Annotated in this window: 18 protein-coding genes; 7 read left to right on the forward strand and 11 right to left on the reverse strand. The window is 77.3% G+C overall.

All coding sequences use genetic code 11. The features are described from left to right. Positions 1-147: 147 nt before the first annotated feature. From VSR01_RS33545 to VSR01_RS33590, 10 genes are all read right to left on the reverse strand, one after another. Entirely contained in the window at positions 148-1,086 is a 939-nt protein-coding gene (locus VSR01_RS33545) for a 4'-phosphopantetheinyl transferase family protein (RefSeq protein ID WP_326452744.1), read from the reverse strand. Next, the gene (locus tag VSR01_RS33550) at positions 1,083-4,505 is read right to left on the reverse strand and encodes a S41 family peptidase (RefSeq protein WP_326452745.1); all 3,423 of its coding nucleotides are present in this window, start codon (positions 4,503-4,505) and stop codon (positions 1,083-1,085) included. The genes VSR01_RS33545 and VSR01_RS33550 overlap by 4 nt, the downstream gene beginning before the upstream one ends. After that, entirely contained in the window at positions 4,502-5,080 is a 579-nt protein-coding gene (locus VSR01_RS33555; protein ID WP_326452746.1) for a GNAT family N-acetyltransferase, read from the reverse strand. Before VSR01_RS33555 ends, VSR01_RS33550 begins: the two co-directional genes overlap by 4 nt. Positions 5,081-5,083: 3 nt before the next feature. Further along, positions 5,084-5,587, reverse strand: a complete 504-nt coding sequence (locus tag VSR01_RS33560; protein ID WP_326452747.1) for a hypothetical protein — start codon at positions 5,585-5,587, stop codon at positions 5,084-5,086. Further along, positions 5,580-6,185 carry a hypothetical protein gene (locus VSR01_RS33565; protein WP_326452748.1) on the reverse strand — a complete coding sequence of 202 codons (606 nt, stop codon included), beginning with the start codon at positions 6,183-6,185 and terminating at the stop codon, positions 5,580-5,582. The genes VSR01_RS33560 and VSR01_RS33565 overlap by 8 nt, the downstream gene beginning before the upstream one ends. Beyond that, a complete protein-coding gene (locus VSR01_RS33570; protein WP_326452749.1) occupies positions 6,182-6,748 on the reverse strand; it encodes a hypothetical protein in 567 nt (188 codons plus the stop codon). Before VSR01_RS33570 ends, VSR01_RS33565 begins: the two co-directional genes overlap by 4 nt. After that, positions 6,745-7,908 carry an acyl-CoA dehydrogenase family protein gene (locus VSR01_RS33575; RefSeq protein ID WP_326452750.1) on the reverse strand — a complete coding sequence of 388 codons (1,164 nt, stop codon included), beginning with the start codon at positions 7,906-7,908 and terminating at the stop codon, positions 6,745-6,747. The genes VSR01_RS33570 and VSR01_RS33575 overlap by 4 nt, the downstream gene beginning before the upstream one ends. Continuing rightward, entirely contained in the window at positions 7,905-8,744 is an 840-nt protein-coding gene (locus VSR01_RS33580; protein WP_326452751.1) for an acyl-CoA dehydrogenase family protein, read from the reverse strand. Before VSR01_RS33580 ends, VSR01_RS33575 begins: the two co-directional genes overlap by 4 nt. A gap of 25 nt (positions 8,745-8,769) precedes the next feature. After that, complete coding sequence (locus VSR01_RS33585) at positions 8,770-9,036, reverse strand: acyl carrier protein (RefSeq protein WP_326452752.1); 267 nt, start codon at positions 9,034-9,036, stop codon at positions 8,770-8,772. 272 nt (positions 9,037-9,308) lie between these two features. Continuing rightward, positions 9,309-9,482 (reverse strand): hypothetical protein, encoded by a 174-nt coding sequence (locus tag VSR01_RS33590; protein WP_326452753.1) that lies wholly within the window; start codon positions 9,480-9,482, stop codon positions 9,309-9,311. A gap of 368 nt (positions 9,483-9,850) precedes the next feature. On the opposite strand from VSR01_RS33590, the gene VSR01_RS33595 reads away from it, so the two are divergent. Both VSR01_RS33595 and VSR01_RS33600 read left to right on the forward strand, forming a co-directional pair. Beyond that, positions 9,851-10,615, forward strand: coding sequence for a condensation domain-containing protein (locus VSR01_RS33595; RefSeq protein WP_326452754.1), 765 nt, complete (start codon positions 9,851-9,853; stop codon positions 10,613-10,615). Then, entirely contained in the window at positions 10,546-11,625 is a 1,080-nt protein-coding gene (locus VSR01_RS33600; RefSeq protein ID WP_326452755.1) for a hypothetical protein, read from the forward strand. Before VSR01_RS33595 ends, VSR01_RS33600 begins: the two co-directional genes overlap by 70 nt. A gap of 349 nt (positions 11,626-11,974) precedes the next feature. Here VSR01_RS33600 and VSR01_RS33605 read toward each other — a convergent pair whose 3' ends face one another. After that, positions 11,975-13,081, reverse strand: a complete 1,107-nt coding sequence (locus VSR01_RS33605; protein WP_326452756.1) for a helix-turn-helix transcriptional regulator — start codon at positions 13,079-13,081, stop codon at positions 11,975-11,977. Between the two features lie 429 nt (positions 13,082-13,510). On the opposite strand from VSR01_RS33605, the gene VSR01_RS33610 reads away from it, so the two are divergent. The 5 genes from VSR01_RS33610 (at position 13,511) to VSR01_RS33630 (ending at position 19,871) form a co-directional block, all read left to right on the forward strand. Next, entirely contained in the window at positions 13,511-13,798 is a 288-nt protein-coding gene (locus VSR01_RS33610; protein ID WP_326452757.1) for a phosphopantetheine-binding protein, read from the forward strand. Continuing rightward, a complete protein-coding gene (locus VSR01_RS33615; RefSeq protein WP_326452758.1) occupies positions 13,791-15,389 on the forward strand; it encodes an acyl-CoA ligase (AMP-forming), exosortase A system-associated in 1,599 nt (532 codons plus the stop codon). The genes VSR01_RS33610 and VSR01_RS33615 overlap by 8 nt, the downstream gene beginning before the upstream one ends. Next, positions 15,386-16,687 carry a pyridoxal-dependent decarboxylase, exosortase A system-associated gene (locus VSR01_RS33620; protein ID WP_326452759.1) on the forward strand — a complete coding sequence of 434 codons (1,302 nt, stop codon included), beginning with the start codon at positions 15,386-15,388 and terminating at the stop codon, positions 16,685-16,687. Before VSR01_RS33615 ends, VSR01_RS33620 begins: the two co-directional genes overlap by 4 nt. 212 nt (positions 16,688-16,899) lie before the next feature. Beyond that, positions 16,900-19,239 (forward strand): AfsR/SARP family transcriptional regulator, encoded by a 2,340-nt coding sequence (locus tag VSR01_RS33625; protein ID WP_326452760.1) that lies wholly within the window; start codon positions 16,900-16,902, stop codon positions 19,237-19,239. Beyond that, positions 19,128-19,871 carry a hypothetical protein gene (locus VSR01_RS33630; RefSeq protein ID WP_326452761.1) on the forward strand — a complete coding sequence of 248 codons (744 nt, stop codon included), beginning with the start codon at positions 19,128-19,130 and terminating at the stop codon, positions 19,869-19,871. Before VSR01_RS33625 ends, VSR01_RS33630 begins: the two co-directional genes overlap by 112 nt. Positions 19,872-19,903: the final 32 nt, after the last annotated feature.

A 19,903-nucleotide genomic window follows, 5' to 3' on the forward strand; every position in this document is an offset into this window, starting at 1 on the left:
TACGGCGCGGTACGGCGCGGCCGGGCACCACCGCGGGGGCCGGGGTGCGACGAGGACGACGACGCAGTGGCGTATGAGACCGCGCGATGGGGCGGCGCACGGCGGGGGGAACGACGGAGGGGGCGGCGCGGCTGGGGCGGCGCCCGATCACAGGGCGCGGCGGCGGACCGCGGCGAGCGGCGCCGCCGACGCCAGCGCGACGGCGTGGCCCGCGGGGGCGGGCAGCGAGGTCAGGTACGGGGACTCGGCCGGCCAGCCGGGGACGCCCGGGGCGGCGGCGCGGTGGCCGGAGACATCGATGCGCGGCGGCGGTGCGGCAAGGCCGAGGGCGGCCAGCTTCATCGCCGCCTCCTTGCGCACCCACGCGGCCAGGAACGCCGCGCGCCGCGCGTGCGCGGGGAGCTTGAGATAGGCGGCGTGCTCGGCGGGCGTCAGCGCCGCCGCCGCGAGCCCGTCCGCGTCCTGGCCCGGCGCCAGCGCGTCGATGTCCGCGCCGATCAGCCCGGCGCGGGAGGCGGCGGCGCGCGGGTGCGGGCGCGCGCGGGGGCCCGGGGCGGTGTCCGGGCTGCCGGCCGTGTCGCAGGCGGCGGCGTCCCGGCCGCGTGCGGCGCCCGGCGCGGGAGGGGCGTCCGCGCTGGGACGGGTCTGCGGCGTGCGGCCGGTGTCCGGCGCCGGAGGGGTCTTCGCGGTGGGACGGGTGTCCGGCGCCGGACCGGTGTTCGCGGCGACCACCGCCATCAGCAGCCAGCGCGCGGTGTGCGAGACCGAGTAGTCCACGGGGGCGCCGGGGATGCGCGGGCGGCCGTGGCGCGGGTCGCCGCAGTGCGCGCAGGAGCGGTCCACGGCCAGCTCGCCGGGCGCGGCGTCCAGGTAGCGGGCGGCGACGAGGCGCTGCGCCCCGCGCGAGGTGAGGAAGACCGCCGCGGCCGGGCTCGCGCCCAGCGCCGCCAGCCGCTCGCGCTCGGCGTCGGAGAGCAGGCACTCCCACCGCGGCCGCGGCCGCACCTCCACCAGCCACACGTCGCACACGCCGGGACGCGGCGGCGCGATCCGGGAGGCGTGCGGCGCGGCCTGCGCCGCCGTCACCGTGCCTCCCGGTGCGCCGCGCGCCGCGACCGGTCCGCGGGCGGTCGTGCGACGGCGGGCGCTCCCGAACCGCCGAGCGCTCGGGGGTCGTCGGACGAGCCGGAGCCGGCCGTCGGCCCGTCCGTTCGTTCGGCGCGGGTCCGTTCGGCGCGGGTCCGTTCGGCGTCCGCCCGTTCCGCGCGCGCCGTCGCACGACCGCCGGTGTCCGCCGTCGCGCCCGCCAGCGCCCGCGTCGTCGCCCCGCCGGCCGCCACCCCGTCCACTGTCGCCAGCAAGTGCCGTACGGCCGCGGCCAGTTGCGCGTCCTGGACCGGCGTCGGGCCCTGCGGCGGGACCTCCACCACGATGTCCGGGTCGACGCCGCGGTTCTCCAGCCCCGCGCCCACCCCCGAGAAGTAGTAGGCGAACTCCGGCTGCGTGGTGACCGTGCCGTCGACCAGCTCGTGCCGCGGCCAGGTGGCGATCGTGCCGCCCCAGGTGCGGGTGCCGATCAGCGGCCCGAGACCGCGCTCGCGGAACATGTGGCAGAAGATCTCGCCGTCCGACCCCGTCTGCTCGTTGACCAGCGCCACCATCGGGCCGCGCGGCGACTCCAGCGGGTACGGCACCTCGCCGCTCCACCGGCCGTGCTCCGCGCCGGCCCGCCGCCGCGACAGCCGGTCGAGCAGCAGCGGCGAGGCGTGCCCGCCGCCGTTGAACCGCACGTCCACCACCAGGCCCTCCCGGTCCAGGCCGGTCAGGAACTGCCCGACGAAGTCCGCGTACCCGGTCCTGAACATGTCCGGCACGTGCAGGTACGCCAGACGGCCGCCGGACGCCCGCGTGACGTAGGCCCGGTTGGCGGCCACCCAGTCCAGGTAGCGGGCCCGGTCCTCGCTGCGCGCGGCCCGGACCACCACCCGGCGCGGCGCCGCGCCCGGCCGCCGCACCGACAGCTCGACCTCGCGTCCGGCCAGCCCCACGAGCAGCTCGGCCGGGCCCAGCGGCCCGACCGCGCGGCCGTCGACCGCGGCGATCTCGTCGCCCGGCCGCACGTCCACGCCCGGCAGGTCCAGCGGGGAGGTGGCGTCCGGGTCCCAGGGCGCGCCGCGCAGCACCCGGCCCACCCGCCAGCGCCCGCCGGGACCCGCGGCGGCGTCCCAGTCCACGCCGAGGAAGCCGTGCTCGCGGCCGGCCGGCGGGCCGTAGTCCCCGCCGCGCTCGTACGCGTGCGAGGTGGCCAGTTCGCCGTGCATCTCCCAGAGCAGGTCGGACAGTTCGGACCGGGTGGCGACCCGGTCCAGCAGCGGCCGGTAGCGGTCGTGCACGGCCTGCCAGTCCACGCCGGACATCGCCGCGTTCCAGAAGCTCTCCCGCTGCAGCCGCCACGCCTCGCGGAACATCTGCCGCCACTCGGTGGCGGGTTCGAACGGCACGGTGATCCGGTCCAGGTCCACCCAGCCGGTCTCCCGGCCCGGCGGCGCCACCGGGTGGTCGTAGTCCTCCACCGCCTCCCGCGGCAGACCCGCGGGCACCACGCGCAGCCGGTGGTCGTGCCGGTAGAGCAGCGTCGCGCCCGACGGGTCGGTGCCGATCTCGTCCACCGGCCGCAGATACTCCTCGGTGGCGTCGCCGGTCGCCAGGTCGACCAGGGTGACCTGGCCCTCGGGCTGCCGCTTCACGTCGGCCGGGTCGGGCGCGGACAGCGGCACGCCCAGCACCAGCACGGCCTCCGGCAGCCCGGCCACCGCCGCGTACCGGCCCTGCGGCACCGGCAGCGGCACGATCCGCCGCTCGACGCCCTCGAAGTCGATCTCCACCGCCGCGCCCTCGTCGGGCTCCGGCAGCGTCCGGCCGGCGAACGGCGGCGGCGCGTCGGCGGTCAGCAGCACCGCGTACGGCCGCGCGCCGAACGGGAAGCCGACGTCGAACTGCACCTGGTCGTGCTCCGGGATCAGGTCGCGCTGCCCGATGAAGTACAGGTAGCGCCCCAGCGGGTCGAAGGCCGGCAGCGCGTCGCGCAGCACCGGCTCGGTGACCCGCCCGGTCCGGCCGGTCGCCGGCTCGCACACCTTGACCGCCGTGGTCCGCAGCGTGTCGGGATAGGTGTACGCGACCCAGCGGCCGTCCGGCGACCAGGCCAGGTCGTCGATCCGCTCGTACGGACTGCTGTCCAGCAGCCGCGGCGCGAGCACGGGCGCGTCGGTGTCCACCGCCCACAGCTGCTGGCGGTTGGTGGCGAACGCCACCTGTCCGCCGGCCGGCGCGGCGGCCAGCGCGGTCACGTACCCCAGCTCGTCCAGCCGCAGGTGCCCCAGCTCCGCGCCGCCCGCCGCCGGCAGCAGCACGAGACGCTCGCCCGGACCGTCGTCGCCGGCCACCGCCACCAGCCGGCGGCCGTCGGCGAGCCAGTGCAGCAGCCGGTAGCGCACCCCGTCGGCGGCGCCGTGCCGCCGCACCGGACCGGTCCACGGCGCGAGCGTGAACGCCTTGCCGCGGGCGCCGACCGCGAGCCTGCTGCCGTCCGGGCTGAGCCGGGCGCCGTCGAGGAAGCCCGAGGCGGAGACGATGCGGCGCTGCGCCTGCGCGCCCGAGGGAGTCAGCGCGACCGGCACCCGGCGCACCGAGCCGTCCGCGGGGTCCAGCACGTACAGTTGCGCGCCGCAGTGGTAGACCAGCCGGCTGCCGTCGCCGGTCAGCCCGCGGGCGTAGTGCTCCCGGTGGTCGGTGTGCCGGGTCAGGCCGGAGCCGTCCGGGCGGCAGGAGTAGACGTTGCCGGTGCCCTCGTGGTCGCTGAGGAAGAAGATCCGCCCGGCCGCCCAGCACGGGGACGCCGGGTTGCCCGCGGGCACGTCGAGCCGCACGAAGTCGCCGGTGCCGGCCGCGTCGGCCCACAGCTCGCCGGCGGCGCCGCCGCGGTAGCGCTTGCGCCGGGCCGGGTCGGCGATGCTGCGGCCGATCACCGCGGCGCCGCCCGGGCCCAGCGCGAGCGAGGCGGCGGGCGCCGCCTCGACCAGTCGCGGCGGGCCGCCCTCCGGGCGCACCGCGAACAGCCGCGCGCCGAAGGACGGCGGCAGGCCGGCGGTGGAGGAGTAGACGATCTCGCCGGTCACCGGGTGCCAGCCGGTCACCTGGCAGGCGCCGGCCTGGCTGGTCACCCGGCGCACCGGGCCGCCGTCGACCGAGATCAGGCAGATCTCCGGCACGCCCTCTGGCGTGCCGGTGAACGCGATCAGCCGGCCGTCCGGCGACAGCCGCGGCCCGCTGCACACCGCCGTGCCCGAGGTCAGCCGGCGCGCGTCGCCGCCGCCGGCCGGGACCGCCCACAGGTCGTCCTCGCACACGAACACCACGAGGTCCCCGGCGATCGTCGGCTGGCGGAGATAGCCGCCCGCCGGGCCCGGCCCCGCGGCGGGCGCCGCGGCGCCGCTGCCGTTCATGTCCGCGCCCCCGCCCTGATCCGCTCCGCGACCTCCCGGCGGCGGCGCGCGGCCTCCTCCTGGCGGCGGCGCACGTCCTCGTCGGTCTCGGTCCAGTAGCACGCGGTCCGCCACCGGCCCACGGTGTACGAGTCGTACCCGCAGCGCACCCGCCGCTTGTCGGTCAGCTCGCCGGCCGACACGAGCATGGTGTTGTGCTCCAGCACCTGGTTGACCACCACGCGCATGTTCAGCTCCTCGCGCACATACGCGTGCGCGGCCCCCACCGCCGCCGCCCCGAACGCGCCGCGGTAGCGCGGCAGCACGCCGAAGGACAGCTCGCAGGTCTGGCTGCGCCAGTCGATCGAGGTGATCCAGGCGAAGCCGACGGTGTCGCCGCCCGGGCCGCACAGCGTGAAGATCCGCTTCACGTCGTGCTCCTCGGCGATGGTACGGCGCTGGCCGGTGGCCAGCGCGTCGTCGGAGCTGACCGCGGCGAAGTCCGTCAGGTTCGCCTGGAAACGGGACTCGCGCAGCAGCGCGGTGCGCACCGGGACGTCGTCCTCGGTGAAGTGACGGATCGTCACGAGCGGCATGCCTCAGCCCTCCCGGCCGTGGTCGTCGGTGTCCGGCCGGCGCACCAACGCGTGCACGTGGACGTCGACATGGCGCCCGGACCTGAACAGGTGCCCGGGCAGCACGCCGCGCGAGGTGAACCCGCACGCCTCCAGCGCCGGCAGCACCGGGGAGTCCGCGGGAGTCTCCGCGACGAACGAGAAGCAGCGGTGGTAGGTCCGCAGGAACTCCAGCAGCGCCAGCAGCGGTTCGGGGTCGGGCGAGGTGGTGGCGACGCGCGCCTGGCGCGGCTGCAGCGGGTTGGGCGCGTAGCCGAGCAGCGCGTCGCCGCGGCGCAGCACCCGGGCGTCCTGCGCGGCGAGGTGACGGGCCGTCAGCTCCGGGTTCTGCGTCACCGGGTCGGCGCCGAGGAACCCGCGGGCGGCGGCGCGCGGCGCCGCGTCCAGCGCCCGGGCGGCGCCGAGCGGGTCGAGCAACTCGACGTCCGCGGCGGCGGCTGGCGCGGCCTCGGGCAGGGTGTCAGTCATGGCGGAACACTCCCCAGATCTGGCGGTCGACCGGCCGCCCGTCGAGCCACAGGGCCTGCGGCACGTCCGCCTCCGGGGACAGGCCCGCGGAGCGCAGCAACTCCTCGGCGGCGGACGGGCGTTCGCCGCCACGGGGGTCGTGCGGGTGGGCGTCGTCGGCGCCGCGCGGGTGCGCGGCGGCCCTCCCGGGCGCGTCGTGGGCGTCGTGCGGGTGCGCGGCGCCGGGCGTGAACCAGCCGTACACGCGGCGCAGGTTGAGCGTGCGGTGCGCGTGGGCGAGCGCCGCCCGGAGCAGCGGGCCCGCGACCGCGGCGGCGCCGGGCCGCAGCCCGATCTCCAGCCGCGCCCTGCGGTGCACCCAGTCCAGCTCGCTGAACCGCACGAAGGCGGTCTCCGGCAGCACGAGCACCTCCTCGGCGAGGCCCCGGCCGGGCGAGGGCGGCGGCACCGACGCGGGGTCGGCCAGCGCGGGCCGTCCCGGCACGGGCAGCCCGAGCAGCTCCCCGGGCAGCCAGTCGCCGCTGAGCAGCGGCAGGTCGACGGCGCGGTAGCCGCGCAGGCGCAGTGCGGCCGGAATCGTCACGGCGGGGGCGGTCATGACGCGGGCTCCCAGATCCGTGAGAAGAAGACCTGCCCGCCGCGGCGCGCCTCGCGCACCACCAGACCGGGCAGCTCGCCCTCCTCGGTGAAGCCGGCCAGGCGCGCGGCGGCCAGGCCGCGCTCGTCGTACGACCCGACCACGACCGCGAGCCTGATCACCTCGCGCCGCCAGCGCAGCGCGCGGATCACCTCCGCGTAGGCGGCGGCCCACGCGGCCGGCGGCAGCGCTGCGGTCAGCCGCAGGTGCAGCACCACGTGGCAGGCGTGCGCCGCGCCGTTCTCCTCGACCGCGTACAGGCCTGGCTCGCCGTCCAGGGTGAGCAGCCGGGTGTCCTCGTCGAGCAGCGCGAGCAGCTCCCACTCGGGTCGGGTGTCCGGCCACGGCGTGCGGAAGTGGAAGTCGGGCTCGGTGAAGAACGCCAGCACGGCGTCGTGGTCCGCGGCGCCGACCGCGCGGGCGGCCCAGCCGGAGCCGGCCGGGGCGCCGCGGTCGGCCGGCGGCGCCGCGCCGGGCGCTCGGCCCGGCGGCGCGGGCGGCGCCGGGAGTGTCGAGGCGGTCATGTCCGCACCTTCCGTGAAGCGTTGCTCGGGGTGGTCCGCGCCGCGACGTCGCCGGTGATGTGCAGGCGCTGGATGTTGCTGGTGCCGTCCATGAACTCGAAGGCGCGCACGTCCCGGCTCCACTTCTCCAGCAGGGGGTGCTCCAGCAGCGCGCCCGGGCCCAGCGCCCGCGCCGCCCAGTGGGTGGTGCGCACCGCCAGGTCGGTGGCGTGCAGCTTGGCCGCGGCCGGCGGGCGGCGCGCGTCCGGGTCCAGGTCGATCGCCGCCGCCGCGTCGTACAGCAGCTCGCAGGCCGCCGCCAGCCGCGCCGACGCCACCTCCTGGCCCGGTGCGTCCGGTCGCAGCAGCGCGACCTCGTCCCGTACGGCCAGGGCGGTGCCCAGCGCCAGGGCCGCGATCTGCAGCCGCATCGCGTTGAACGTGCGGCCGATGCCCCACAGTCCGCGCCGCGAGGCCGGCAGGTGCGCGCCCAGCATCATCCCCGGCGGCACCTCCACGCCCTCCAGGTCCAGGTGGCAGATGCGGGCGCCGCGCAGGCCGATCATGTCCAGCGGCTCGGCGGCGAAGCCGGGCGCGGGCAGCGGGACCAGGGCGCCGCGGATGGACAGCGGGGTGCGGCCGGTGCGGCCGAAGACCACGCCGATCGAGGCCCGCGAGGCGTTGCCGACGTAGCGCTTGGCGCCGGTCAGCAGATGGCCGTCGGCCGGGTCGGGATACGGGTCGAGGCACGTCTCCATCGCGGTGGCGTCGCTGCCGTGCTCCGGCTCGGTCATCCCGAAGAAGGTCCAGGCGCGGCCGTCGGCGATGGCGTCGTAGAACAGCTCGCGCTGGGCCTGGCTGCCGAGGGTGTCGACGGCCACGCCGGCCAGCGACGGCCCGGTGTTGGAGCACACCACGCCGGCGTCGCCGCGGGCGAACTCCACGGTGGCCACCACGCGCGACCGGCAGTCGTCCGCGGAGCCGCCGACGTCCGGCATCGAGGCGTCGCGGAACTCCTTGGGCGTGGCCGCGGCGCGCATCAACGCCAGGACATCGGTGTCCAGTTGGGGCTGCGGACCACCGGGGTCGGCGTCGACGGCCAGCGCGTGGCCGCGCAGGGACCGGGCCGCCTCGCGGCAGGTGTCGCGCAACTCCCGCAGGGGCGCTTCCAGTTCGGTCATGACGTCCGCACCTCCTCGTTCGCCGGGCTCGCGACGGCCCGCAGGGCCGCCGGCCGCGGACGCTCACGCCCGGACCCGGACCGGTCCCGCGGCGACGGCTTCGGCGCGTGACGCGCCGCGGGCATGCCGTCGGCGGGCAGCCAGGTCTGCGCGACCAGCCAGCCGACGTAACCGGGCCGCGCCGCGCCGTCGGCGACGAAGCCGGACGCGCCGAGCAGCTTGGCGGCCTCCCAGTCCAGCGCGGTGATCCGGTCGTGCGCGTCGGCCACCGCGGCCGGCACGTCCCCGGCCACGCGCAGCAGCCGCAGCACGGCCTCCAGGCCGGTGTGCACGTCGGCCACCGTCCCGCGCACCATCTGCTTGCGGCTGATCGGCTCGCCCTCGGCGACACGGCCGGACAGATGCGCCACCGCGTCGTCGAGCAGCCGGCGGGCCAGGCCCGCGCGCACCGCCCCGAGCAGGGCGGCCAGCCGGTGCGCGCCGGCGTCGGCGCCGTCCGGTCCGTCCGCGTGGTCCGCGGCGTCCGGGGCGTATGCGTCGTTCGGGGCGTATCCGCCGTGTGCGCTGTCCGCGTCGTACGTGTTCTCGGGGGCGTTCGTGTCGTCGGGGGCGTCCGTGCCGTCCGGCGTCAGCGGCCACCGCACGAAGCTCACGCCCTCGCGCTCGGCCAGCCGGTGCGGCACGACGCGGGCCGCGGCCGGCACCGAGGACGTCGGCAGCGCGGCGACCGGGCCGGGCGGCGCCGGGACGCCGGCCTCGGCCAGCGCCAGGGCGAGCCCCGACGCCAGACCGCCGGCGTGGGCGGCGGCCTCGCAGGCCGCGATCATGTCGCTCATGTCGTCCTCCGTACGGCCGGGTCCGCTATCCCGCGGCGCGGGAGAGTTCCAGACGCGCCCCGATGTAGTCGGCGAATGCGCCGGCGGACCGGAACACCTCGGGTTCGAGGGATTCCGGGTCCACGTCGAGGCCGATGGTGTCCTCCAGGCTCATCAGGAGTTCGATGAACCGCATGGAGTCGATGTCCAGGTCCTCCAGGATCCTGGTCTCCGCGCCGAATTCGGGAAGCGGCCGGTCGAGGATCACGGAGAGGGAATTGCGCAGGTGCTCGATGATCTCGGCGCGTTCCACCGGTCCGTCCTTTCCGGTTGGTCTCGGGTCGGTCTCCGATTCGTTTTCCGGCCGACAGTCGCCGCGGGCCGCGGGGAATTCCCCGCGTGCCGCCGCGCCTGTCGTCGGAAATGGTGCCCGTTCGGTTTCCCCTGTCCCGGGGGAGTCCTTGAGAGGTGCTGCTCCGTGGTTCCGCGGTGCGGGCGCCGGCCGCCCGGTGAGGGGCGGCCGGCACCGGATCAGCCGCCGGCCCGGCGGAGACCGCCGGCCGGCGACGGGTGGTGCGGGCCGTGTCAGGCGGCCTTGACCGCGGCCTTGACGGCCGCCTTGGACGCCGCCTTGCTGGCGGCCTTGGACGCGGCCTTCACCGCGGCCTTGCTGGCCGCCTTGCTCGCGGCCTTCGACGCGGCCTTGGAAGCGGCCTTGCTCGCGGCCTTCACAGCGGCCTTCGAAGCAGCCTTCGACATATGAATCACACCTTCCATGATTACCTGGGACAGGAATTCGACTCCCCGAAGAGGAGCCGATCGCGCCGGTTCCGATGTCGTCCGGCTCCATGAGATTCGCCGATTCCGTCAGGCACCGTCAACCCTTCTCCGTGACCCCTCCACGTCGGCGCGGTGGCAGCAAGTTGCCGTCATCCAGTGGCCATCGCGGAATGCTGCCGCTTTTCCCCGCGGGCCCGATCCTGGAAGGGCCGGGAAAGGCCCGGGGGCCTGTGACGGCCGGGAAAGAGGAGGCGGACGATGGACCAGCCGGGCGGGTACGCGAGGGCCGGCGCACGCGAGAGCGCCGGCGCCGGCACGGGGGATACCGGCGGGCCCGGGGAGCGGCGGTGCGCAGCGCCGAGCTGTGCTGGGGGCAGCGCTACCACTGGCTGCGCTACCAGTCCGTGCCGCCGGCCGCCCGGCACGACGCGCACATCGTCGTCAACTGCGCCCTCCCCGAGGGCCTTTCACTGCCCGCGCTGCGTTCCGCGCTGGACTACCTGGTGCGCCGCCACGAGGGCCTGCGCACGGTGGTGGACCCGGCCGGCCGGTCCGGGCCGCGCCAGGTCGTGCAACCGCCCCGGCCGCTGCCGCTGCACACCGCGACCACCGAGGCGGACGGCACTCCCGCGCCCGCCGAGGTGATCGCGGGGCTGAGCCGGACGCCCTTCGACCTGGAGCGCGACTGGCCGATACGGGTCTGCGCGGTGACCACCGCGGGCGCGCCACGCCGACTCGCCGTGGTGCTCCACCACATGACCTTCGACGACTGGGGACTCGCGCTGTTCCAGCGGGAGTTCGGCGCGCTCCTGGACGCGCTCGGCAGCCGCCGCAGGGCGCAGCTGCCGCCGGTCGCGCAGCAGCCCGCGGACCTCGCCGCCGCCGAGACCGCCATGGCCCCGCCCGACCGCGCGGCGGCCCTGCGGCACTGGGAGCAGACCATCCCACTGCTGCCCACCGACCCGTTCGCCCGCCGGCGCCGCGCGCCCCGCCCGGACCCGGGCAGGCCGGCCCGGAGCCGCAGGCCGCCGCCCGCGGCCCGGTGGCGCACACCGCGACCCTCACCTCGCCCGGGATGCTCGCGGCCGTACGCGACATCGCCGCGCGGCTGAAGGTGTGGCCGTCCGCGGTGCACCTCGCGGCCTACGCGACCGGCATGGCGGCCTACACCGGCGAGGCGGTGGTCGCGCACCGGTGGCTGGCCAGCCACCGCGAGGGCTCCCGGATGGACGTCCTGTCGTGCATGTTCTCGCCCGCTCTGGTCCGCGTCGATCTGTCGGGCGACCCGGGGTTCGGGGAGGTCGCCGCGCGGGTCGCGCGGGCGCTGCGGACCGCGCAGCGGCACGCCTACGCGCCCTGGGACGAGGTGGCCGAGCTGGTCGCCGCGGAAGGGCACCGGCGCGGCCGGCTGCTGCGGGTCACCTCCGAGGCCAACTTCCTGACCAGCCCGGCGCAGCACTGCGGCAGCCGCAGGGACCGCCTGGTGCGCGGCGCCGAGCCGTACGACTGGGCGCTGTCCGCCACCGACACCTACCTGCGGGTGCGCGAGCTGGCGGACGGCGTGAGCGTCGGGCTCAACGCGCTGGACGAGGTGATGGACGCCTACGCGGTCGAGGCTTTCCTGCACGGGTACGCCCGGGTGATCGCCGCCCACGCCGACCCGGCCGTCGACCTGCGATTCTCCGACGCGGCGGCGCTGTTCGGCTTCCCCCCACCGGGCGGCCCGGCCGCGAGTGGCCCGGCCGTGAGTGACCTGGCCGCGATCGACACGGCCGCGATCGACCCGCACGTCGCGCGGGCGGCGGCCCGCGACGACCGCGGCGGCCCCGCGCGGGCGGCGCTCCTGCGGGCCGTCGCCGAGGCCAACGCACTGGATGCGGTGGAGCCCGGACTGCCGTACGTGCCCGCGGGCGGTCGGCTGCTGCGCGCGCCGTACGCGCTCGCGCTGCTGCGGGACCTCGGCTGGGCCGGCGTCGCACTGCCCGACCTGGCCGGCGTCCGCCCGCTCGCCGAGCTGGCCGACGCGCTGGTTCCCGCCGAGCCGGCGCAGGACCCCGCGCGGCACGGCTCCGCCGCTGCCGACGCCGGCCCCGCGCCGGTACGCGTCACCCAACCGGCCTGACGCGTACGCCGGTTGCGACCGACCCGCGGACCCGTTGACCCGCCGGCCGCAGCCCCCGCCGGCCGCGGCCCCCGCCGACCCGCCCACCGCGGACCCCGCCGACCCCCGGCCCCGCCGCCCCCGGCTCGGCGGACACCGCGGACCCCGCCGACACCGCGGCACGGCCGCGCGTGCCGCCGCGTGCCGCCGCGTGCCGCCGCCGCGACAACCGCTCGCACACCCGCGCCGCGGCGCACGGCTCGGCGTCGGGCGCGGGGCACGGCTCGGCGTCGGGCGCGGGGCACGCGGAAGGGGCCCGCGGCCGGGAGGGGATGCGGCAGCGGGCCCCTGGCAAGGGGAGCGCGGGGGCTCAGGCGACGACGGACTCCGCGGACAGGCGCTGCGCGAGCTGGACGCCGGCCTGGAAGCGGCTGACCGAGTCCAGGCTGCGCATCAGCGCGGCGATGTGCCGGCGGCAGGTCCGCACCGACATGCCGAGCCGGCGCGCCACCGCCTCGTCCGTCAGCCCCTGCGACATCAACTGGGCGATGGAGCGCTGGAAGTCGTCCGCGATGTCCTCCGCGTAGCCCGTGTCGTCCGGGACGAAGGGCGACGCGGACTCCCACAGCACCTCGAACATGTCGATCAGGCAGCGCACCATCGCCGGGTCGGTCACCGGGCGCGCGGTTGGCGGCCGGACCCCGTCGCCGGGGTCGACCACGACGGCCAGCGCCCGGTCGAAGACCACCGCGGCCTGGGGCACCGCGCGGACGGTGCGCAGTTCGGCGCCGCCCTCGACCAGCCGGGTGGCCCGGGTGCGGGAGGCGAAGTCGGCGCGGTCGCGGTGCGGCGCCAGGACCCGTACGCCGATCGCGCCGTCCAGCGCGCCGCAGCAGCCGTCGAACAGCGCGCTCACCGGGGTCGCGCCCTCGGCCGCGGGCACGTCGCCGCCCGGCCTGAGCACCGCGGCCTCGGTGTGGCACTCCGCGGCGGCCAGCCGCAGCAGGCCGCGCACCTCCGCCTCGCCCTCGACCTGGTCGATCACCCCGAGCGGCCCCGGAGCGGCCCCGGCCGGGCCGGCGATGGAGTCTATCCGCGCCCGCAGCCGGTCGGCGACCTCCCGCTGCTGCAGGATCGCCCGCTCGATCGGCGAGATCAGCAGCGTCGCCGCGGCCCGCGGGTCCAGCGGCACCAGGGTGCCGTCGCCCTCGTCGCCGGTGCGCAGCATGTGCAGCTCCACCAGGCGCGCGGCGGCGGCGAAGACCTCGCCCGGGGACAGGCCCAGCTCCGCGGCGACCCCGTCGAGAGCGGAGGGGGAGAGCGCGCCGCGGCGGGTCGCGTACTGGTAGACGACGACCAACGCGTCGCTGTCCGGCGGCCGTTCCGGCAGCCCGGCCCGCTGCACCGCGCCGTCCGGGCGCACCACGCCGAGCCGGGCCGCGGCCGGCGGCGCGGCGTCCGTTGTCCCCGTGATCATCGAGTGGCCCTCCTCCTGTCTCGGGCTGACTGCTGCCCCCATCGTGGCCGCGCCCGCCATCACGCCGCCCTCGCCGCCCGGCCGCCGCCGCGCGGCCCGCTCCCGCCGCGCTCCCGTCCTCCTATCGGTCCGCTATCGGTCCGCCGTCGAACCGCCGTCGAACCGCCGTGCGCCGTCCGGCCGCGCCCCGGCCGCCGCCGCGCGCACCGCCCCCGACCTGCGCCGCCGTGTGGCGACAGCCGGGCGATGGCCGAACGAGAGCCGTCAACGGTGATCTGTGTACGCGAACGGGAGACCCGACCGCACCCGAAGGACCCGCGAGAACCCGACCGAGTCCGGTGGACCCGGACCGGACGTGCACCCGAAGAACCCGAAGAACCCGAAGAACCCGAAGAACCCGAAGAACCCGAAAGAAAGGGCCTGACCGTCATGGCTGACACGGAGATTCCGCGTTCCTTCCAGGAGGTGCTGCTGCCGCATCTTCCGTACGCCGAGGCGAGCGAGCTCTCGGCGGCGGACGATCTGGCGGCGCTCGGCCTGGACTCCATGGGCGTGGTCCAGCTGCTCGCCGAGCTGGAGGACGCGTTCGGCGTCGAGCTGCCGGACGAGGCGCTGACCGAGGAGACCTTCGAGACCGTCGGCTCGCTGTGGTCCGCGGTCGACGCGCACACGGCGGCCGGCGCGTCCGCCGCGCCGGAACCGGCCGGCCATGAGTGACCGGATGACGGCCGCCGCCCCGGCCGGCGCCCCGCTGACCCGCCTCGACCGGCTGGTCGGACAGGGCGCGCCGGGCCGCCCGGCACTGACGTTCAAGGAGCGCACCGTCAGCTACGGCGAACTCGCCGAGCAGGTCGCCTCCGTCGCCTACGGCCTGTACCGGCTGGGCGTGCGGCGCGGCGACCGGGTCGCGGTCTACGCCGAGAAGCGCGTCGAGACGGTCGTGGCGATGCTGGCCACCGCCGCGGCGGGCGCCGTGTTCGTGCCCGTCAACCAGCTCTTCAAGGGCCGCCACCTGGCCCGGGTGACCGAGGACTGCGCGGCGGTCGCCCTGGTCACCACCGCGGAGCGGCTGGACACCGTACGGTCCGCGCTGGCCCCCGACACCTCGGTGCGCCACCTGGTGGTGATCGGCGACAGCGGCGAGGCCCCGCCGGTCGACGACCGCTGGCAGGTCACCGCGTGGGAACGGCTGGGCGAGAAGGGCCCGGTGCCGGTGCCCGGCGCGCACGCGGTGATCGACGCCGACGTGGCCGCCATCTTCTACACCTCGGGCAGCACCGGCGGCCCCAAGGGCGTGGTGCTCTCGCACCGCAACCTGCTGGCCGGCGCCGACAGCGTGGCCACCTACCTCGGCCACACCGGCGACGACGTGCTGCTGGCCGCGCTCCCGCTGAGCTTCGACGCCGGCTTCAGCCAGCTGACCACCGCGCTGATCCGCGGCGCGCACGTCGTGCTCACCAACTACCTGCTGCCGCGCGAGGTGGTACGGCTGTGCGCCCGGCACGGGGTGACCGGCCTGACCTGCGTGCCGCCGCTGTGGATGCAGCTGGCCGCGCTCGAATGGCCGCTGGAGGCCACCGGGCGGCTGCGCTACTTCGCCAACACCGGCGGCCGTATGCCGCGCGCGACCCTGGCCCGGCTGCGCGAACTGCTGCCACAGGCACGGCCGTTCCTGATGTACGGGCTCACCGAGGCGTTCCGCGCCACCTATCTCGACCCGGCCGAGGCGGACCGGCGGCCGGACTCCATCGGCAAGGCGATCCCCAACGCCGAGGTGCTGGTGGTGCGCCCCGACGGCACTCCCTGCGTGCCCGGCGAGCACGGCGAACTGGTGCAGCGCGGGGCGCTGGTGGCGCTCGGCTACTGGAACAACCCCGAGGCGACGGCGCTGCGCTTCCGCCCGGCGCCCGGAGGTGTGCCGTCGGGCCTGGCCGAGCGCGCGGTGTGGTCGGGCGACACCGTCTACCGCGACGAGGAGGGCTTCTTGTACTTCGTCGGCCGCGCCGACGACATGATCAAGTCCTCCGGCTACCGGATCAGCCCCACCGAGGTCGAGGAGGCCGCGTACGCCACCGGGCTGGTCACCGAAGCGGTGGCGCTGGGCGCGGCCGACGAGCAACTCGGCCAGCACGTCCTGCTGGTGGTGGCCGGCCCCTGCGACACCGGACGGCTGCACCAGGCGATGGCCCGCGAGGTCCCCGCCTATATGCTGCCGCGCCGCACGGTCGTGCTGCCCGGCCTGCCCCGGTCGGTGAACGGCAAGTTCGACCGGGTGGAGCTGCGCCGGATGGTGGAGGCGGAGCAGTGACCGCGACGCACGCGCCGGCCCCGGCGCTCCCGGACCTCCCCGCGGCGCCGGCCGCCGAACCGCGCACCGGGCCCGCGCTGTTCGGGCGCGTCGACGGCGAACTGGCCGTCGGCGGGGTGCCGGCCGGGCTGCTGGTCGAACGCTCCGGCGGCACACCGCTGTTCGCCTACGACCGCGCTCTGGTCGCCGAGCGGATCGCCGCGGTGCGTGCCGCGCTGCCCGACGCCGTCGCGCTGAGCTACGCGGTCAAGGCCAACCCGATGCCCGCGCTGCTGCACCACATGAGCACGCTGGTCGACGGCTTCGACGTCGCGTCGTCCGGCGAGATGCTCGCCGCCCTCGACACCGGCCTCGGCGCGGCGCACACCGCCTTCGCCGGCCCCGGCAAGACCGCCGCGGAGCTGCGGCAGGCCGTCGCCGCCGGCGTCCTGGTCGAACTGGAGTCGGCCACCGAACTGGCCAGGCTGCGTGCGGCCGGAGACGAACTCGGCGTCCGCCCGCGAGCGGCACTGCGCGTCAACCCGCCCTTCGCGGTGCGCGGTTCGGGCATGCGGATGGGCGGCGGCCCGCAGCAGTTCGGCGTGGACGCCGAGCAGGCGCCCGCGCTGCTGGCCGAACTCGCACGCGGCGATGTGGCGTTCGAGGGCTTCCATGTCTTCGCCGGCTCGCAGAACCTGGACGCCGAGAGCATCTGCGCCGCCCAGCGGGCCACCGTCGACCTGATCGCCGACCTCGCCGGGCACGCCCCCGTCCGCTACCTCAACCTCGGCGGCGGCTTCGGCATCCCGTACGGCCCCAAGGACCGGCCGCTGGACCTGCGGCCGATCGGCGAGAACCTGGCGAAGCTGCTGGACACCACGGTCCGCGACCGGCTCCCGCAGGCGCGGCCGGTGATCGAACTGGGCCGGTACCTGGTCGGCGAGGCCGGGGTGTACCTGACCCGGGTGGTGGACCGCAAGCAGTCCCGCGGCACCACCTACCTGGTCGTCGACGGCGGCCTGCACCACCAACTGGCCGCCACCGGCAACCTGGGCCGGGCGCTGCGCCGCAACTACCCCATCTGCGTGGCTCGTTCGGCACCCGCGCAGACGCCGGCGAGCGACGCGGCCGACGCGACCGAGGTCGTGGACGTCGTCGGCTGCCTGTGCACGCCGCTGGACCTGCTCGGCAAGGACGTCACGCTGCCCAGGGCCGAACCCGGCGACCTGGTCGCGGTGTTCCAGGCCGGCGCCTACGGGCTGACCGCCAGTCCCACGGCGTTCCTCGGCCACCCCGCACCCCGCGAAGTCCTGGTCTGAGCGGGAGACCCGCGGTGAACCACCGGCCCACGGCCGTATCCCGGCCCGCCGCACCACCATCCGGGACCCGGACGCGGGACCGGTCCCGGGCGCAGGACCGGACGCCTGCCCAGGCCGGCACCCGGACCCGCACACGCGACGACCCGCACGACGACCCGCTTGACGACACACACGACGACACACACGAGGCATACGAGGAAGGCGAACGGACCATGGCGACAGCCACGCAACCCTCCGCCGGCGCGCCGGCGGACCCCGCCCCGCCACCCGAGACGGCCGTGCCCTTCCGGGTGCTCGGGCCGCTGGAGGTGCACGTGGCCCGCCCGGTGCCGGTCACCGCGCGCCGCCAGCAGGTCGTCCTGGCGCTGCTGCTGCTGGAGGCCGGCCGCGGCGTCACGCTGGACGCGCTGGTCTCCGCGGTGTGGGGCGGCGCGCCGCCGGCCACCGCCCGCTCGCAGGTCCAGACCGCCGTCTCGGCGCTGCGCCGCTCGCTGGAGCGGGCCGGTCTCGGCCGCCGCATCCGGATGCAGGGCCAGCGGTACACCCTGGAGTTGGCGCACGGCGAGGTCGACCTGCACGTCTTCGACGACCTCGCGGCCCGCGGCCGGGCGGCGGCGGCCGAGTCCCGGCCCGAGGCCGCCCGCGCGGCCTTCCGCCGGGCGCTGGAGCTGTGGCGCGGCGACCCGCTGGCCGGCATCGACAGCCCGGCGGTGCAGGCGCGCGCGGTGCCGGTCGCCGAGCGCCGCTTCACCGTGCTGGAAGCCTGCTTCGACGCCGAGCTGAAGCTCGGGCTGCACCACGACGTGGTCGGTGAGATCGCCGCGCTGGCCGCCGAGTTCCCGCTGCGGGAGCGGCCCGCCGAGCAGCTGATGACCGCGCTGTACCGGTGCGGACGGCAGGCCGAGGCGCTGGCCGCCTACCACCGGGTGCGCCGCACCTTCATCGACGAGCTGGGCATCGAGCTGAGCCCGGCGCTGCGCCGCCTCGAACTGGCCATACTCAACGGCTCGCCCGAACTCGACCAGCCGCGCACCCGCAGCGCCGCGCCCTCCATACCGGCCGTCGTGCCCCTGCAACTCCCCGCGCGCCAGGCGGACTTCACCGGCCGCCAGGAGCACCTGCGGGAGCTGTGCGGCCATGTGACGGCGGGCGTGGGCGCGGACCGGCCCACCGATGCGGACCGTCTCGCCGGTGCCGACCGGCTCGCCGGTGCCGACCGGCTCACGGGCGTGGATCGGCTCACGGGCACGGCGGCGCATGGCCGGGGCGCACCCGGCGGACCCGGCCCGGTCGCGCTGCTCGCCGGCGCGCCCGGCACCGGCAAGTCCGCGCTGGCCGTCGAGGCCGCCCACATCCTCGCCCCCGCCTTCCCCGACGGCCAGTTGTACGCCGCGCTGCCCGCCGGCGACCCCGCGCGCGCCGTCGAACAGGTGCTCGCGCACTTCCTGCGCGCGCTGGGCTTCCCCGCCTCCGCCGTGCCGGGTCCCGTCGCCGACCGGGCCGCGCTCTTCCGCGGCGCGCTGGCCGAACGGCGGGTCCTGGTGGTGGTCGAGGACGCCGCCGACGCCGCCCAGCTCCACGCCCTGCTGCCCGCCGCGCCCGGCTGCGCCCTGCTGGCCACCGGACGCCGCCGGTCCGCCGCCCCGGCCGGCGCGCGCGTCGTCGACGTGGCCGCGCCCAGCGTCCCCGACGGCGTGGAGCTGCTGGCCGCGATGGCCGGCTGGGAGCGGGTGCGGGCCGAGCCCAGCGAGGCGATCGAACTCACCGAACTGTGCGACGGGTTGCCGCTGGCGCTGCGCGCCGCCGCGGGCCGGCTCGCCGCGCACCCGCAGTGGAGCCTCGCCGACCTCACCGCCCGGCTGCGCGACGAGCGCCGCCGGCTGGCCGGGCTCGCCCACCGCGACGTCGACCCGCGGGCCGTGCTGGCCGGCGCGTACCGCGCGCTCACCGAGCCCGCGAGGACCCTGCTGGCCCGGCTCGGCGGGCTGCCCACGCCGGAGTTCGCCGCGTGGTCGGCCGGTCCGCTGCTGGACGCGCCGCCCGCCGAGGCGGCGCGGGCGCTCGCCGAGCTGGCGGACGTGCGGCTGGTCGAGCCGGTCGGACCGGCCGCGACGGCCGGTCCTGGCCTCGCGATCCCGGGAGCCGCCGCTTTCGGCGCGTACGGCGCGGCCCGCAGCCCCGGCGTGACCGACGTGATGGGTGCGGTCGGCGGTGTCGACGGCGGTTCGCCGGGCGGGTACGGCCTGGTCGACGCCGGGGGCCCGGACGGCGCGGGGTCCGGCGACGGCTCGGCCGCCGGCCCGGGGGCGCCCTTCCCGGCGGCGCGGGCGGCGCCGGGGTCCGGTACCGGATACCGGGCCTGGTGCGGCTGTTCGCCGCTGAGCAGCTCGCCGAGCGCTTCGCCGCCGACCCGCGCGAGGAGCGCGGCGCCGGGCGGCGGATGCTGGACGTCTGGCAGACGCTCACCGAGGAGGCCGTGCTGCGGCTCGGCGGCGCGCCCGCGCCCGGCCTGCACCACCCGCAGCGCTGGCCGCTGGACCTGCCGACCGTGACCGCCGTGCTGCACGACCCGGCCGGCTGGTACGCCGCCGAGCGCGACGCCCTGCGCGCCGCGGTGCGGTACGCCGCCGACGCCGACGAGACCGAGCTGCATCGCAGGCTCGCGGTCGCGGTGTGCTCGCTGGCCGCGACCCAGCGGGCGTACGAGGACTGGCGCGACTGCGCGACGCAGGCGCTCACCGCGGCGCGCGAGGCGGGGGACCGGCTCGGCGAGGCCGCGCTGCTGTACTCGCTCGGCGCGCTGGACGAGGAGCAGGGCCGCGAGGACGAGGCCAGGGCCCGGCTGCGCGGCGCGCTCGGCGCCTTCGAGCAGCTCGGCGCCGACGCCTGGTGCGAGCTGGCCGCCGAGGCGCTGGAGCGGCTGGACCACGCCGCGCGGCCGGCCGCTGGCTACCCGGCGCGTCCGGCCGGCCGCACCCCGGGACGGCCGGGCGTCACCCCGGTTGCCGGCCAACCCCGCTGGACCCAGGGCCAGTTCGGCAAGGCGGCGCGCGGCTACGACGGCGCCCAGCCGCGTACCGCGGGCGCCGCGGGCGGCTGGGGCGGCACCGCCAGGCACCGGCCGGTCGCGCCCTCCGGGCCGTTCCCGAACCGGCACCGCAACGACCCGATGGAGGACCGATGAGCATCCAGGCCCCGACCCCGCCGGCGCCCGCC

Source organism: Actinacidiphila sp. DG2A-62 (genome assembly GCF_035825295.1).
Classification (GTDB): Bacteria; Actinomycetota; Actinomycetes; order Streptomycetales; family Streptomycetaceae; genus Actinacidiphila.